A 16,475-nucleotide genomic window follows, 5' to 3' on the forward strand; every position below is an offset into this window, starting at 1 on the left:
TCATGACCACGCCAGTACATTCCCACGGACCGCTCGTCATGGAGGCCAAGGGCCTGGTCAAGCGCTACGGCAACGTCACGGCGCTGGATGGCGCGGACTTCGAACTGCGCGCCGGCGAGATCATGGCGGTGATCGGCGACAACGGCGCCGGCAAGTCATCGCTGATCAAGGCGCTCTCCGGCGCGACCATTCCCGACGAGGGCGAGGTCAAGCTCGACGGCAAGGTAATCCACTTCAAGTCGCCGATGGACGCACGCCGCGAAGGCATCGAGACGGTCTACCAGGACCTGGCCGTGGCCCCCGCGATGTCGATCTCCGAGAACCTCTTCCTCGGCCGCGAGATCATCAAGGAAGGCTTCTTCTCCAGGCTGTTCCGCATCATCGACAAGAAGAAGATGCTCGACGAAAGCATCGCCCGCATGAACGACCTGAAGGTGGGCATCCGCTCGATGACGCAGGCGGTCGAGACGCTCTCCGGCGGACAGCGGCAGTGCGTGGCGGTGGCGCGCAGCGCGGCCTTCGCAAGGCACGTCGTGATCCTGGACGAGCCCACCGCGGCACTCGGGGTGAAGGAGGGCAACATGGTGCTCGAACTCATCCGCCGCGTGCGCGACAAGGGCCTGCCGGTGATCCTCATCAGCCACAACATGCCGCACGTCTTCGAGATTGCCGACCGCATCCACATCGCCCGACTGGGCAAGCGGGCCTGCATCGTCAACCCGAAGAACATCAGCATGAGCGACACGGTCGCGGTGATGACCGGCGCCATGCGCGCCGAGGACCTGCCGCAGCAGGCGCTGGCCTGAACCGGGCGCGCAGTCGAAGCGAACCATGCTCAAGAACATCGACCCGTTGCTCGCACCTGAACTGCTGAAGGTGCTGTGCGAGATGGGCCACGGTGACGAGATCGTTGTGGCAGACGCCAACTTCACCGCGCATTCCCTGGGCCGCGGCAAGCCGGTCATCCGGCTGCCTGGCGTGGGGATGCGCGAGGCCTGCGCGGCAGTGCTGTCGGTGCTGCCGCTCGACGCTGCCGTGGCGCAGCCGGTGACGTTCATGCAGGTGGGCGATACGCCGCAAGGCTATCGCTCCGCCCTGCAGCGCGACGTGATCGGCCAGATGTGCGCGCGTGGCGATGCGCAGGAGTCGCAGTGCGAGGCGGTGGAGCGCTTCGCGTTCTACGAGCGTGTCGAGCGCGCATTTGCCATCGTGCAAACTGGCGAGATGCAAGCGTTTTCGAATTTCGTTTTCAAGAAGGGCGTCATTGCGCATGCCCTCGTGTCATGACCACCCTGGAGGCATCACCGCGATTGCGCCCGCGCGGTTCCAACCAGGTCGGCATGCGCCAGTTCAACGAGCGCGTGGTGCTGCAGGCGATCCGCCTGCACGGCGCGCTGCCCAAGGCCGAGATCGCGCGGGTCACGCACCTTACTGCGCAGACCGTGCAGATCATCATCGCGCGCCTCGAAGCCGATGGCCTGGTGCTCAAGCATGCACCGGTGCGCGGCAAGATCGGCCAGCCCTCCATCCCGATGGCGCTGAACCCCGACGGCGCTTACTCCATCGGCATCAAGATCGGCCGGCGCAGCCTGGACGTGCTGCTGGTCGACTTCAACGCGCAGGTGCGAGAACGCCTCACGCTCGACTACGAGTTCCCCGACCCCGATACGCTGTTCGACGAGATACGCAGCCGCCTCGCCGCGCTGCGCAAGTCGCTCGGCCCCAAGCGCGCGCAGCTGCTGCACGGCATCGGCATCGCGGCGCCGCTGTCGCTCGGCGGCTGGCAATCCTTGCTCGGCGTCGCGCCCGAGCGGGCCGGCAAGTGGAGCCGCATCGACATCCGGGCCAAGGTCGCGGCCATGACCTCGCTGCCGGTGGAAGTCGTCAAGGACACCTCTGCCGCTTGCGTGGCAGAACTGGTGGCCGGGCGCGGGCGCAGCATCCGCAGCTTTCTCTACATCTACATCGACACCTTCATCGGCGGCGGGCTGGTCATCGACAGCCACCTGCGCCACGGCGTCACCGGCAATGCCGGCGCGGTGGGCTCGATGCCGCTGGGCCTCGGCGGCGCCAACGGTGCGCCGCCGCGCCAGTTGCTGAGCGTGGCCTCGCTGTTCACGCTGGAGGCGATGTACGCGAAGGAGGGGCTCGATGCCAGCGCCTTTGCCGACGAGCGTGCGCTGCAGGCGCCCTGGCTGCAGGTCACGCAGGCATGGATGCGCGAGTCCGCCCTGGCCATCGCGCTGGCCATCGACAGCGCGGCCGCGCTGCTCGATCTCGACGGCGTGATCATCGACGGGTCCTTCAGCCGCGAGATGCTGGCCGCGTTGATGGCGCAGGTCGCGGAGGCCTTCGACCACTACAGCTGGGAAGGCGTGACGCGGCCGCAGATCCTGGCCGGCGCGATCGGCGCCGATGCGCGGGCCATCGGCGGGGCGCTGCTGCCGCTGTATGGCAACTTCGCACCTGATCGCGACCTGTTCCTGAAGGTGGAGCGGTAGCGTTCTCCAGCCCGGCCCGCCTCAGCGTGCCTGGGCGCGGGTCAGCAGGTACTCCTCGTGAACGAGGTTGTCGCGGAAGCAGGGCGTGATCAGCGAGTCGAACTCGGCGCGCAGGCTCGCGAGCTTTGCCGGATCGGCGGCGAGGCCGTCCATGAGCTTCTGCACCGGCCCGACCCCGCGCTCCATGCTCACGCGGTAGTGCTGGGGACTGAGCGCTGGAAACACCTTGGTGCCGCGCTCGAATGTGGCCTCACCAAAGTGTGCACCCAGCCGCTCCGCGACGATGGCCGGGTTGCCCCACTGGGGCGGTGGTGACGCCCCGGCCGGCAGCGGCGGCGAATGGCGGCCGATCAGGATGAACATCTGGCCAACGAGGTGTTCCGGCGGCCAGGTCGCGAAGGCCACCCGGCCGCCCGGCTTCAGCACGCGCCGCATCTCCGCGACGGTGACGCCAGGGCGCGGCGCGAACATGTGGCCGAACTGGCTGAGCACGACGTCGAAGGACGCGTCAGGGTAGGGCAGTTGCTCGGCATCGCCCTCGGTCCAGCCGATCTCCTCAAGGCCGGCGATGGCGGCGTTGTCGCGCGCGACGTCGAGCAGCTCGGGTGTGAGGTCGAGTGCGCAGACCTTGGCGCCAGCGCGCGCGGCGGTGATGGCGACGACGCCCGTGCCTGTTGCCACGTCGAGCACCGTTTCACCTGGCTGGATCCGTGCGAACCTGACGAGGTGCGCAGCGGTGGGCGTGGTGAAGGTGGCTGTGGGGGCGAACGATGCCCACATCTCGCGCTGGCGCTGCTTCAGGTCGGTGAAGGGGTCCTGGGTCATCGGGCCTCCGGCGCGATCGCGGGATGCGGGCGCGTCGGGACTTTACGCGGGGGCGGGGAAATGGCAAGGCCAGTTGGCGATTTGCATCAGTATCAATCGTTGCGCCTCGCGAGAGCGCGATGCCCGGGCGCAGGCCCGCGCTGGGATCAAGCAGCGAGGCAGCACGGGCTAAACCAACGCCGCCGCCATCCGTTCATTTCAATCCGCGCCCGGCCGCCAAACCTGCACCAGCGCCTTCATCTTCCCGCGGAAAGTCAGCCGGTCATTCGACAGCGCATCGATGAAGTCCGACAGCCGCTGCGACTTCACCATCGTATACACCGTCAGCCAGGTCGTGAAGCCGAACACCACGAAGAACCAGATCAGCTTGGTCATCAGCGGCGAGTCCGCCTCGGCCAGCAGGTTCATGCCGAGGAACCCGGTGGTGATGGTGCCGATCAGGCCGAACAGCGTGACCACGGTCAGCCGCACCACGGTATTGGCCTGGCGTCGCAGGCTGTCGGCGTCGAGGTAGGTGTTCATCTCGGCGATGCGCTCCCTGACCTCCTCGTAGAGCGGGTCGAGCCCGAGGTGCGTGTGGCACATGTGCGAGAGCGCGCGCACCTGCGCCTGCTCGGAAATCTCGTGGAACCAGTAGCGGTGCGTGAAGCGCAGGAAGCGCTCGAAGTTGTGGCGGATGGCGCGCTTGAACTTCTTCACGCTCGACGCATGGTGCACGTCGAGCTTGCTCAATGCCTCCACCAGCTGGTCGGAGAAAAGCAGCAACGACGCCTTCTGGAAATGCGAGATCAGGAACACCAGGAAGTGCTGGTGCCTGAACTGCGCCAGCACGCCGCGGTCGCGGCAGCAGAAGAACTCGGAGCGCGCATCGCCGACCACCACCAGCGAATAGCCGCTGCACATGTAGCGCGTGTTGGGTGCACTCCCCGCATCGACCCAGAAGCGGTCGTAGCAGTACTTCCGCTCGAAGTCCTCGAGGTGCGCCTCGGCGTAGGGCAGGGTGGCTTCGCTCTCGCCAACGCCGGTGACCAAGCCGAGCCGCACGTAGTCGCTGCGCGTGAGCCGGGTCGGATCGTCGAGCGAGACGTACGCCATCGTCGGCATGCGGTAGTACTCGATCTGGCGGTAGCGCAACGCGCCGGGCTCGGTGGAATGGTCGCTGACCAGCGGTTGCATCACGAAGGCCCAGTGCGCCGAGAAGCGCGGCGCACGGTGCTCGGCCACGTGCTGCAGGAAGGCCTCTCGGTTCTGCGCGTCGGAGCGCGACAACACTGTTCCGTCGGGCGCCAGCCATTCGACGCTGTGCAGACAATGCGAAGGCGAGCCGTCGGCGTCCCAGCCGGCCGGGTAGGCGCGGCCGAAGCGATACAGCACCTCCTGCGCCTGCGCCAGGCTGAGGTTGTCCGCGCCCACCTCGATGTTGAGCATCACCACGTCGACGTCGAAGAAGAAGTACAGGTCCGCGTGGATCACCTGCAACGTGATCGGCGCCTCGCCGGGTCGGGTGACAAGGCGCACGGCTGCGATGTCGTGGCGGCGGAACACGCGCATCGGCGAGTCGCCATCCTTGCCGCCGCCTTCGCGCGCCCGGCCCTCGCCGTAGAGGAAGCGCTGCACATACGGCAGGAAGCTCACGAACTCGTTGTAGTGGCGTTCGTGGAAGCGGCTGCTGTCGCCGGTGTACTCGTCCACCTCTTCCCTCCAGGGCGAATCGGCGCCGAGCTGGCGCAGCACTTGCCAGGGGCTGGGGTGTCCGCCGGGCGTGTCAGGGGTGGGCATGAGGCGCAGTGGCCAGAGCAGGATCTGGCGGAACTGCTGCACGTGGGGCGGCGAGGTGATGTGTGACATGGCCTCAGTTTATGAAGGGTGGTTGTGTCAAGGGTATTCCCTTGGCCAACTGTGAAACCGACTTCATGAAATCAAGCCCCCTCTCATTGCCACGGGCCGTCAGCGCGAGGCCATCGATGCGCTGGCTGGCTACGAGGTGAACGGCTTCATCCTCAGCACGCAGGGCCCCGGTGGCGCCCGATGCGTCCGCGTTGCGCGGCACGCCCGCGGTGCTCGTCGACCGCTGGCACGCCAGCATGGCTTCGACGAGACCGACCGGGCGCCCTTGATCGGCCCTGCCTGACCACGCCCGCGCAGCCGACCGATGCGATCGGCCGCGCCGCGCCTTCTCAACCGACCTCTGCAATCATCTCGATTTCCACGCAGGCGCCCATCGGCACCTGCGCCACGCCGAACGCGCTGCGCGCATGCGCGCCTTTCTCGCTGCCGAAGACTTCCGCGATCAACTCGCTGGCACCGTTGGTCACCAGGTGCTGTTCGGTGAAGCTGCCGGTCGAATTGACGAGGCTCATGAGCTTGACGATTCGCGTGACCTTGTTCAGGTCGCCCACTGCCGCATGCAGCGTGCCGAGCAGGTCGATGGCGACGGCGCGGGCGGCCTGCTTGCCTTCGGCCGTCTCGATGTTCACGCCGAGTTGGCCGACCCAGACCTTGCCGTCCTTCTTGGCCAGGTGCCCGGAAAGGAACACCAGGTTGCCGGTGCGAACAAAGGGCACATAGGCCGCGGCCGGCACCGAGACCGGGGGCAGGGTGATGCCGAGTTGGGACAGCTTGTCGTAAACGCTCATGAGGTCATCTCCGGAAGATCGATGATTGAAAAAGAGTACGGGCCGCCGCGCACTTCGACGCAGAGGCGGCCCCGGCTTCAGGACTGCGATTGTGATTGCGACTGCGATCGTGACTGTGACTGCGACTGCGACTGAGACAGTCCCGCATTGCGCACCGCTTCCTCCGCCAGCATGCGTGCTTCGTCGCCGAGTTCGTCGATCGGCATCACCGTCACGCCCACCTTGAGCGTGTGGCGCGAGCCGCCATGCAGCACGCCGCGCATCGGCGACACGTCGGAATAGTCACGGCCGATGGCCAGCGTCACGTAGTCCTCGCCCGGCTGCCGGCCATTGGTCGGATCGAAGTCGGCCCAGTCGCCGGCCCCGTCGATGCCCGGCAGGTAGACGGACACCCATGCATGCGAGGCATCGGCGCCCACCAGGCGGGGCTTGCCGGGCGGCGGTTGGGTCAGCAGGTAGCCGCTGACATAGCGCGCGGGCAGTCCCATGGTGCGGAAGCATCCGATCATGATGTGGGCGAAGTCCTGGCAGACGCCGCCCCGCTGGGCCAGCGCCTCGACCGCGGGCGTGTTGACTTCGGTGCTTTCGGGGTCGTAGTCGAACTCGCTGTAGATGCGCAGGCACAGGTCCATCGCGACATCGAAGGTCGCCCGGCCCGGAGCGAAACTGGGCCGCGCGTAGGACGCGAAGTCATCGTGGCGCGGCACGTAGGGCGAGGGATAGGCGAAGTCCGAGGCCGCGTCGTAGGGCGCGCCCTTGCGGTATTGAAAACGCTCGCGCACCTGCTCCCAGGGCAGTGTGCGCGCTGCGGCGGGACCGAGCACCGGGTTCGAGGTTTCCACCACGCTTTCGGCCGTGACCACCAGCTTCTGATGCGTCGTGTCCAGCGCGAAGAACGCGCGAGCGTTGCCGTAGATGTCGGGCGACGCGCTGCGCTGGGCGGGCTCCGGCGTGATCGTCAATTGGTGGCTCACCAGGCGTTGCGATGCGGTGACAAGCGGCTTCAGGTGCGCCAGGTGCTGCGCGGTTTCCACCGGGGGCGTGTAGTCGTAGCGGGTTTCGTGGGTGACGTGGAGCAGCATGGCCGGATTTTGCGCTCATGACGGGCGAAGTTGCCGGTTGGATGAGGACCGCCTGAAAGCTGGACTTCGCACGCATCAAATTGCCCGAGTCGCTCGCCGGAGGCCGAGACAGCCTGAGACAATCGCCCGGGCAATGGAACCGGGCAAGCGTCACGCCCAAGACATAAGGACAGGGAGAGAACAACATATGAATCAACCGAGGCTGCCGGGCGGGATCGACCGGGCTGCGATCGCAAGGATCGTCGCAATCGATCATCCCCACCTGCTCGACGATGAGCTGGCGGGCTGGCTCAAGGGCAGAGCGACGGGGGAAGAACCATGCCGAAAAGCAAGTTGTTCCTCCTGATCGCCGCCGGGATGAGCGCACCCGCGTGGTTCGTCGATGTCAGCGCCTTGCCGTTCACGGCGCAGTTCATCTGGTTTGGCGGCGTCATCCTCTGCGCACTGTTCGGCCTCGCCTTCCGGGCGAGCGGGAAGTAATCAGGCCCCCACGGAGCGCAACGATTCCGAAGTCAGCGTGAAGTAGCGCGTGCCGATCGCGTCGGACACGTGGTAGGCGGCTGATTCGCAGCTTTCGAAGAGGTGCACCAGCGCCGGGTATTGCGTGTCGGGGCCTGGCTCGCAGAGCTTTTCGAGCGTCCACGTGGACGGGTCGGGCAGCTCGTAGGAGAGGGCGGTCAGCTTGCCTGGCGCGCTGCCCGCGAGCCGTGCGATGCGCCCGCGCAGCGTCTGCGTCACCCAGGCGAGCGAGCGTGGGTTGTCCCCGTCGAGCACCAGCAGGTCCACCATGGTCGCGACATCGCGGCGTTGCTGGTAGCGCGCGTGGAAGGTGATCGTGCTGTCGAACAGCGCAACCATCGCTTCGAATCCCGCGACCTCATGCACCGCGCCGTTCTGGAAGCCGGCGGCCAGCGCGCTTGAAAGGAAGGCCAGCCGTTCGATGTGCCGCCCGATCGACAGCAGCCGCCATGCATCGTCGCGCGTCATGCGGTCGGTCTGCGCGCCGGTCATCGCGGCCAGCGCGGCGCTGGCGCCTTCGAGCGAACGCAGCGCGGCGCCGATCGCATAGCTGCTTTCGCCCGCTTCGCCGGCCTGCTCGGCGGTGCGGCGCAGGAACTCCGCTTCGGCCCGCACGATCTGGGTCCAATGGTCCTGCGACAGGCGCTCGCGCACGGCTGCCGCCGCCTCGCGCACGCAGCGCAGGCTGAAGCCGACGCTACCGCCGCGTTCAACGTCGCCCAGTTCGGCAATCAACACGCGCTCGAACACGCGCCGTGATTTCGTCCCGCCGGGCACTTCGCGCGGCACCAGGGCATTGCGCAAGGCGAGGCGATGCAGCCAGCCGAGCAACTGGCGCGAAGACTGGTCTTCGCCACCGAGCAAGTCGAGCGTGAGCCGCGCCAGGCGCACGGCGTTTTCGGCGCGCTCGGTGTAGCGGCCGAGCCAGAACATGTTCTCCGCGGCACGGCTGGTCACCGGCGCGCGATGGCGGGCCAGGGAGGCGGGCGTGGACTGCGGATGCAGCAGCGAGGTGCGGTCGACGTGGCCGTTGGTCTGCACCCAGACGTCGGCGCTGCTGCCGCCGCGCTGCATCGACGCGATCTGCGCGTCCGCGCCGGCCAGCCGCGCCAGCCCGCCCGGCAGCACGCGCCAGGACTGCGCGCCATCGCTCACCGCGAACACGCGCAGCAGGACCGCGCGCGGTGCGATGTGGCCGGGACCGAAGTCCTGCGCCCAGGTGGGCATCTGCGACAGCGGCAGGTAGCTTTGCACGGTGTGCGCATCGCCGCCGCGCACGATCCGGCCCGCCCATTCGTCGAGTTCGCGACGGCTCAAGCGGCTGCCGAGCACCGGCTCGAAGGTGTCGTGCGAAGCCGAGCCGGTGTAGGTCGGCTTGATGGCGCAGTCGCCGAGCTGCGGCAGCACTGCTTCCAGGGCGGCACGCTCGCCGCACCACCAGGTCGGCAACGCAGGCAACTGCAGCCGTTCGCCGATCAGGTGGCGCGCCAGCGCGGGGAGAAAGCCGAGCAACGCGGGCGATTCGAGGAAGGCGGAGCCCGGCATGTTGGCCACCAGCACGTTGCCGGCGCGAATGGCCTGCAGCAGGCCGGGTACGCCGAGCGTGGAATCGGGCTTGAGTTCGAGCGGATCGAGGTACTGGTCGTCCAGCCGTTTGATCAGGCCGTGCACCGGGCGCAGGCCCTGCAAGGTCTTGAGGTAGAGGCGCTGGTCGCGCACGGTGAGGTCATTGCCCTCGACCAGCGTGATGCCGAGGTAGCGCGCCAGGTAGGCATGCTCGAAATAGGTTTCGTTGTAGGGGCCGGGCGTCAGCAGCGCGATGTGGGGCGGGGCGCCGGCCGGGCAGATCTTCTGCAGGCCTTCCATCAGTGCGCTGTAGGTGGCGGCCAGGCGCTGCACGTGGAGCGCCTCGAAGGCCTGCGGGAACTGGCGCGAGATGGCCAGGCGGTTCTCCAGCAGGTAGCCGAGGCCCGAAGGCGCCTGCGTGCGTTGCGAGACGACCCACCAGTTGCCGTCCGGGCCGCGCGCCAGGTCGAAGCCGGCGATGTGCAGCCAGGTGTCGCCCGGCGGCTTGACGCCGTGCATCGCCCGCAGGTAGCCGGGATGGCCACGCACCAGCGCGGCCGGCAGCAGGCCCTCGGCCAGCAGCTGCTGCGGGCCATAGACATCGGCCAGCACGCGGTCGAGCACCCGCACGCGCTGCTGCACGCCGGCCTCTATCTGGGCCCAGCTCTCGGGCGAGATGATCAAGGGGAACAGGTCCAGCGACCACGGGCGTTGCGGGCCGTCGCCGTCGGCATAGACGTTGTAGGTGACGCCGTTGTCGCGGATCTGGCGCGCCAGGCTGACGGCGCGGCGCGGCAGGTCGCCGAAGCCGCCCGAGCCGAGCTCGTCGAAGAACTGCGACCAGCCGGACGTCAACGGTGGGCGCGTCGGCGAGGGCGACGCTTCGGGCTGCGGCACGGGCGGCGCCTGCGCGGCGTCGTGCAAGGGTGCGACCGGTTGCGAAGGCAGGCTGTTGCGCGGTGCGTTCAGCGGCGTTGCCGCACCCCTCAGTTCGTCGAAATGGCCGGCGTGCGCGGGCGGTGCGAGCGCCGAGGCCAAGGCGGCGGGCGCCTCCAGCGAGGCGTTGCCGAAGAGGGAGTCGTTCATGGGTTCCACAGTGGGCCGATTGTCACATTGCCGTCATGGGCATTGGGCAGCGGCCCCGGTGGAAACATGTGCCTAACGTCGCAGGTCGAGCGTGAACGGGAACTCGCGGCTGCCCGCCAGCTCGATGGTCGCCGGCGGCGTGCTCAGCAGGCCGGGCGTGTGGCCCATACGTGCAAAGCGCGAATGACGGCGGCTCTCGGCTTCGTAGGCGTTGACCGGGAAGGTATCGTAGTTGCGGCCACCCGGGTGCGCGACGAAATACTGGCAACCGCCCAGCGAACGCTTCATCCAGGTATCGACGATGTCGAAGGTCAGCGGCGCGTGCGCGGGGATGCTCGGGTGCAGCGCAGACGGCGGGTTCCAGGCCTTGTAGCGCACGCCGGCCACGAACTCGCCCACGGTGCCGGTCGGCTGCAGCGGCAGCACCTTGCCATTGACGGTGATCACGTGTCGGCTTTCGTTGAGACCGGTGACGCGCACCTCGATGCGCTCCAGCGACGAGTCGACGTAGCGCACGGTGCCGCCGGCCGAGCCTTCCTCGCCCATCACATGCCATGGTTCCAGCGCGTTGCGCAGCGAAAGCTCCACACCCATCGCCTGCACCTGGCCCACGAGCGGGAAGCGGAACTCGAAGTGCGGCGCGAACCAGTCGACATCGAAGGCGAAGCCGGCCTGCTTCATCTCGGCGATGACATCGTCGAAGTCCATCTTGACGAAGGTCGGCAGCAGGAAGCGGTCATGCAGCTCGGTGCCCCAGCGCGTCATCGGCGCCTTGCAGGGCGCGTCCCAGAAGCGGGCTACCAGCGCGCGGATCAGCAACTGCTGCGCGATGCTCATGCGCGCGTGGGGTGGCATTTCGAAGGCACGCAGCTCCAGCAGTCCGAGGCGGCCGGTACTCGAATCCGGCGAGTAGAGCTTGTCGATGCAGAACTCGCTGCGGTGCGTGTTGCCCGACACGTCGATCAGGATGTTGCGCAGTGTGCGGTCGACCAGCCAGGCCGGCATGTTCTGTCCGTAGATCTCGCGGTTCTTCGCGATTTCCTTGAGCGCGATCTCCAGTTCGTAGACCTGGTCGTTGCGGGCCTCGTCCACGCGCGGCGCCTGGCTCGTCGGGCCGATGAACATGCCCGAGAACAGGTACGACAGCGACGGATGGTTGTGCCAGTACAGCAGCAGGCTGGCGAGCAGTTCGGGCCGGCGCAGGAAGGGGCTGTCCGCCGGCGTGGCGCCGCCCATCACGAAGTGGTTGCCGCCGCCGGTGCCGGTGTGGCGCCCGTCGGTCATGAACTTCTCGGCCGAAAGGCGCGTCTCGAAGGCCGCGTTGTAGAGGAACTCGGTGTGGTCGACCAGTTCCTTCCAGTTGTTGGCCGGGTGGATGTTGACCTCGATCACGCCGGGGTCGGGCGTGACGGCCAGCACCTTCAGGCGTGGATCGCGCGGCGGCGGATAGCCCTCCATGACGATCTTCACGCCAAGCTGCGTGGCCGTGGCCTCGACGGCCGCGACCAGGTCGAGGTAGTCCTCCAGGCGGGCCAGCGGCGGCATGAAGATGTAGAGCACGCCGGAGGCAGCGCCGACCTTTTCCGCAGCCGGGCCGTTGGCGCGGCGCGGGTCGCGAACTTCCACGCACAGTGCGGTGCGCGTGACCCAGTGGGCCGACTCGCCTCGACGTGGCTGGCGGGTTCCGTCCGCGATGCTGGCATCGAAGGGCGAGGGCTTGCCGGAGCCCTGCATCTTCAGTGCCGTGCCCGCTGCGGGCGGCGTGCCGAAGGCATAAGGAACGGACGCCAGGTCGCCGGTTCCACTGCCGGGCGTGGTGGCCGGTGCATAGGCCGTGCCGCGGCCTGCCCCATTGGCGGATGCGTATGCCGTGCCGAGGCCTGCGCCGCTCGCGGGTGCGGTCGCGGTGGCGGCATAGCGTGCCTGGTACTGGGCCGCCGTCGGCAATGCGGCGCGGGGTGCGGTCGGGTCGCGGTCGACCAGGTAGGGGTAGTCGCCCTTGCTCGCCCACGGTTGCGAATCGAGCGGCAGGCGGTAGCCCATCGGCGAGTCGCCCGGAATGAGGAACAGGCGGTCGTCGCGCAGGAACCAGGGGCCGGTCTTCCAGCCGGGGCCTTCGAGCGGCGGTGCATCGCTTTCCGCGCTGGCTGGTTCGATCGGCAGCATGTAGCCGATGACCGCGTCGAGCTTCTGCGTGAACACGCGGCGCAGGCGCACGCGTTCCATCTCGTCTTCGAGCTTGGACTCGAACACGTCGACGTTGACCGGCAGGCGACGTTCGCGCCAGAGGTAGTAGTAGACGTCTTCGTAGCCGGGCTGGATGAAGCGCTCGGTCAGGCCCAGCTTGTGGGCCAGCACGGTGGTGAAGCGGCGTGCGTCTTCGCTGGTGTAGTGCGTGGGCACGCGCTCGTCGGCGAACAGTTCGGGGTCGTGCCACAGGCGCTGGCCGTCGGTGCGCCAGAAGATCGACAGGGCCCAGCGCGGCAATTGCTCGCCCGGGTACCACTTGCCCTGGCCGAAGTGCAGGAAGCCGCCGTCGCCGTATTCGGCGCGCAGCTTGTGCACGAGTTCGGTGGCATAGCCGCGCTTCGTGGGGCCGAGCGCGTCGGTGTTCCACTCGGGCGCGTCGCGGTCGCTGGTGGCCACGTAGGTGGGCTCGCCGCCCATGGTCAGGCGCACGTCGCCGTCGACCAGGCGCTTGTCGACCGCCTCGCCGAGCTTGAGCACATCGGCCCATTGCTCGTCGGTGTAGGGCAGGGTGACGCGCGGCGATTCGTAGATGCGCGTGACCTTCATCTCGTGGCCGAAGTCGACCTCGGCATCGTCGACCACGCCTTCGATGGGCGCGGCGCTCGATGGTGTGGGCGTGCAGGCGAGAGGGATGTGGCCTTCGCCGGCCAGCAGGCCGGAGGTGGCGTCGAGGCCGATCCAGCCGGCGCCCGGCAGGAATACTTCGCACCAGGCGTGCAGATCGGTGAAGTCGACGGTGGTGCCGCTGGGGCCGTCGAGCGCCTTCACGTCCGGCGTGAGCTGGATCAGGTAGCCGGAGACGAAGCGCGCGGCCAGGCCGCAATGGCGCAACAGTTGCACCAGCAGCCAGCCGGAGTCGCGGCAGGAGCCGCTGGCATTGGTCAGCGTTTCTTCCGGCGTCTGCACGCCGGGCTCCATGCGGATCAGGTAGTTGATGTCCTTCTGGACCTGCTGGTTGATGCCGACCAGGAAGTCGATGGTGCGCTGTTCCTTGCGGTCGACCTTGGCGAGGTAGGCCTTGAACAGCGGCGTGGGTTCGTCCTTGACGAGGTAAGGCGCGAGCTCTTCTGCCTGCGATTCCGTGTACTTGAACGGGAAGTTTTCCGCTTGCGGCTCCAGAAAGAAGTCGAACGGGTTGTAGACCGCCATCTCGACGACGAGGTCGACGGTAACCTTGAACTCGCGCGTCTTTTCCGGGAAGACCAGCCGTGCCTGGTAGTTGGCGAACGGGTCCTGCATCCAGTTGACGAAATGATCGGCTGGCTCGACTTGCAGCGAATACGAGATGACGTTGCTGCGGCAATGCGGCGCGGGCCGCAGTCGCACAACCTGCGGCCCCAATTGCACGGGGCGGTCGTATTTGTAGTGGGTGACGTGGTGGAGCGCGGCGTGAATGGACATGTTTTGAAGTGTCGTGAAGGGGCGCCAGTGGCGCACGCATACTAGCCCACAAGCAAGCAATTAACGCGCCAAAGCGCGAAGGGACGGAGTGGGAAACGTGGGGCGGAAGAGACGTTGATGGAGGCCGTCGGGGAGGAACAAGACACCGGCCAGCGCCGCCCGTGGGCCTTTGCCGCGATGGCCGGGTCGGTGCTGGGCGCCGCGCTGCAACTGCAGCAGCGGGAACTGTGGGCGCTCGCGGTTTATGCGGCGATGGCATTGGCAGCGTTGTTTGCCTTGTGGGTCTTGCAACGCCTGCGCCATCGGGGTGGCCGTGCGACCGGGCTGCTCGCGCTGCTCTTGGGGGCCGCCCTGGCCTTTGGCCTGGCCGGCACGCGAGCCGTGCTGTATGCCGATGGGGCGCTGGATCCGGACATCGAGGGGCGCGACGTGGAAGTGGTCGGGGTCGTCGCGCAGATGCCGCAGCGGGGCGAGGGCGCCTTGCGTTTTCGGCTCGATGTCGAATCGGCACGCTGGGTGGGCAGGGAGGCGCCTCCGACCGGGCCTGCTGGATGGCCCACGAAACTTGCGCTCGGCTGGTACGCCGAGAACACGGGCCTGTGGGGCCGGCCCGTGCGAGACGAGAACCAGGCCCCGGCGCCCTCGATGCCGGCTGAACTGCACGCGGGCGAACGCTGGCGCATGACGGTTCGACTGCGTGCACCGCACGGCAACCTCAACCCGCACGGCTTCGACTACGAGTTGCTGATGTGGGAGCAGGGCGTTCGCGCCGCCGGCTATGTGCGTGCCGGCAGCAACGACGCGCCGCCCATGCGCCTGGGCATGACGTGGCAACACCCGGTAGAACGCGCCCGCGAGTGGGTGCGCGACGCGGTCTTCGAGCGGGTGGCCGACAAGCGATCGGCCGGCGTCATCGCCGCGCTCATCACCGGAGACCAGAGCGCGATCGATCGCGCCGACTGGGACATCTTCCGCGCGACGGGCGTGGCGCACTTGATGAGCATCTCGGGACTCCACATCACCATGTTCGCCTGGCTGGCCGCGGCGCTGGTGGGAGCGCTGTGGCGGCGCAGCACGCGCTGCATGCTGCTATGGCCCGCGCCGCAGGTTGCGCTGGTCGGCGGCGTGCTGCTGGCCGCGCTGTATGCGCTGTTCAGCGGCTGGGGCGTGCCGTCGCAACGCACGGTGAGCATGCTGGCGACGCTGGCGCTGCTGCGCCTCACCGGCCGGCGGTGGCCGGCGCCGAACCTGTGGCTCTGCACCTGCGCGGTGGTGGTCGCGCTCGACCCCTGGGCCTTGACGCAGGCCGGCTTCTGGCTCAGCTTCGTCGCGGTGGGGGTGCTGTTCGCGACCGATGCGGGTGAGTCGCCGGCCGGCAGGACGAGCTTCGTGGCGCGCCTGCTGCGCATGCTGCGCGAGCAATGGGTGGTCACGCTCGCGCTGGCGCCGCTGACCTTGCTGCTGTTCCAGCAAGTCTCGCTGGTCGGGCTGCTGGCCAACACCCTCGCGATCCCATGGGTGACGCTGGTGGTGACGCCGCTGGCGATGCTGGGCGTGGCCATCCCGCATTTGTGGGATGTCGCCGCCTGGACCGTGCAGGGCCTGGGCGACTTCCTGCAATGGCTGGCAGCTTGGCCGCTGGCCACCGTTTCCACCGGGGCGCCGCCGGCATGGCTGGCGCTCTGCGGGGTTGCGGGCGGGGTGCTGTTGGCCATGCAGCTGCCGCTGGCGATGCGTGCGCTCGGACTGCCGCTGCTGTTGTCGGCCTTGCTCTGGCAGCCGGGACGTCCCGGGCTTGGCGAGTTCGACCTGTTGGCGGCGGACATCGGCCAGGGCAACGCCGTGCTGGTGCGCACCGCGCACCATGCCCTGCTGTACGACACCGGCCCCCGCTACAGCCTGGAGAGCGACGCCGGCCAGCGGGTGCTGGTGCCCTTGCTGCGGGCCCTGGACGTGCGCCTCGACACGGTGGTGCTGAGCCATCGCGATGCCGATCACACAGGCGGTGCACCGGCCGTGCTGGCCACGCAGCCGCAGGCGGCGCTGCGCAGTTCGATCGAGGAAATGCACCCCCTGCAGGAATTGCGTCGTTCGGACAAGTGCGTGGCAGGCCAGCATTGGGAATGGGACGGCGTCCGCTTCGAGTTCCTGCATCCGGTGGCTGCCGACTATGAAAGCGCCACCAAGCCGAACGCGATCTCGTGCGTGCTGCGCATCGACAACGGGCGCGCCAGCGCGCTGCTGGCCGGCGACATCGAGCGCGACCAGGAAAGCGCCCTGGTGAAGCGCGATCCCGGCTTGCGTGCCGACGTGCTGCTGGCGCCGCACCACGGCAGCAAGACCTCGTCGAGCGCGTTGCTGCTCGATACGCTGAAACCGCGCATCGCACTCGTGCAGGCCGGCTACCGCAACCGCTTCGGCCATCCCGCCGACGAGGTGACGAAGCGCTACGAGGCGCGCGGCATCGCGGTGGTCGATTCGCCACATTGCGGCGCGATCGCCTGGCAAAGCACGTCGCCCGCGGCCTGGGAGTGCGAGCGCGCGGTCGCCCGGCGCTATTGGCGGCACGTGCCGCGGTGATCGCGCAATCGGGTTGACAAAGGCAGGCA

Annotated in this window: 11 protein-coding genes; 5 read left to right on the plus strand and 6 right to left on the minus strand. The window is 68.1% G+C overall.

The features are described from left to right. Window positions 1-2: 2 nt before the first annotated feature. Genes HCU76_RS10525 through HCU76_RS10535 form a run of 3 tightly spaced genes read left to right on the plus strand, consistent with a single transcriptional unit; the run spans window position 3 to window position 2,501 of the window. The gene (locus HCU76_RS10525; RefSeq protein ID WP_218509188.1) at window positions 3-806 is read left to right on the plus strand and encodes an ATP-binding cassette domain-containing protein; all 804 of its coding nucleotides are present in this window, start codon (window positions 3-5) and stop codon (window positions 804-806) included. Window positions 807-831: 25 nt separating this feature from the next. After that, entirely contained in the window at window positions 832-1,287 is a 456-nt protein-coding gene (locus HCU76_RS10530; RefSeq protein ID WP_213953536.1) for an RbsD/FucU family protein, read from the plus strand. Next, a complete protein-coding gene (locus tag HCU76_RS10535; protein WP_218509189.1) occupies window positions 1,284-2,501 on the plus strand; it encodes an ROK family transcriptional regulator in 1,218 nt (405 codons plus the stop codon). Before HCU76_RS10530 ends, HCU76_RS10535 begins: the two co-directional genes overlap by 4 nt. A gap of 21 nt (window positions 2,502-2,522) precedes the next feature. Here HCU76_RS10535 and HCU76_RS10540 read toward each other — a convergent pair whose 3' ends face one another. The 4 genes from HCU76_RS10540 to HCU76_RS10555 all read right to left on the minus strand — a co-directional run bounded on the left by HCU76_RS10540 (window position 2,523) and on the right by HCU76_RS10555 (window position 7,044). Further along, window positions 2,523-3,326: a class I SAM-dependent methyltransferase gene (locus HCU76_RS10540; protein WP_218509190.1), complete on the minus strand. Its 804-nt coding sequence runs from the start codon at window positions 3,324-3,326 to the stop codon at window positions 2,523-2,525. Window positions 3,327-3,524: 198 nt separating this feature from the next. Continuing rightward, window positions 3,525-5,174, minus strand: coding sequence for a CorA family divalent cation transporter (locus HCU76_RS10545; RefSeq protein ID WP_218509191.1), 1,650 nt, complete (start codon window positions 5,172-5,174; stop codon window positions 3,525-3,527). A gap of 329 nt (window positions 5,175-5,503) precedes the next feature. After that, window positions 5,504-5,962 carry a RidA family protein gene (locus HCU76_RS10550; RefSeq protein ID WP_213953540.1) on the minus strand — a complete coding sequence of 153 codons (459 nt, stop codon included), beginning with the start codon at window positions 5,960-5,962 and terminating at the stop codon, window positions 5,504-5,506. Window positions 5,963-6,039: 77 nt separating this feature from the next. Continuing rightward, complete coding sequence (locus tag HCU76_RS10555) at window positions 6,040-7,044, minus strand: transglutaminase family protein (RefSeq protein WP_213953541.1); 1,005 nt, start codon at window positions 7,042-7,044, stop codon at window positions 6,040-6,042. Window positions 7,045-7,362: 318 nt separating this feature from the next. Between HCU76_RS10555 and HCU76_RS10560 the strand changes: the two genes are divergently transcribed. Next, window positions 7,363-7,524, plus strand: coding sequence for a hypothetical protein (locus HCU76_RS10560; protein ID WP_213953542.1), 162 nt, complete (start codon window positions 7,363-7,365; stop codon window positions 7,522-7,524). Here HCU76_RS10560 and HCU76_RS10565 read toward each other — a convergent pair whose 3' ends face one another. Both HCU76_RS10565 and HCU76_RS10570 read right to left on the minus strand, forming a co-directional pair. Continuing rightward, complete coding sequence (locus tag HCU76_RS10565; protein ID WP_218509192.1) at window positions 7,525-10,215, minus strand: circularly permuted type 2 ATP-grasp protein; 2,691 nt, start codon at window positions 10,213-10,215, stop codon at window positions 7,525-7,527. Between the two features lie 72 nt (window positions 10,216-10,287). After that, a complete protein-coding gene (locus tag HCU76_RS10570; protein WP_218509193.1) occupies window positions 10,288-13,866 on the minus strand; it encodes a transglutaminase family protein in 3,579 nt (1,192 codons plus the stop codon). Window positions 13,867-13,983: 117 nt separating this feature from the next. On the opposite strand from HCU76_RS10570, the gene HCU76_RS10575 reads away from it, so the two are divergent. Next, window positions 13,984-16,446, plus strand: a complete 2,463-nt coding sequence (locus HCU76_RS10575) for a DNA internalization-related competence protein ComEC/Rec2 (protein WP_256354117.1) — start codon at window positions 13,984-13,986, stop codon at window positions 16,444-16,446. Window positions 16,447-16,475 lie beyond the last annotated feature (29 nt).

The organism is Variovorax sp. dw_308 (assembly GCF_019207085.1).
Taxonomy (GTDB): Bacteria; Pseudomonadota; Gammaproteobacteria; order Burkholderiales; family Burkholderiaceae_C; genus Variovorax.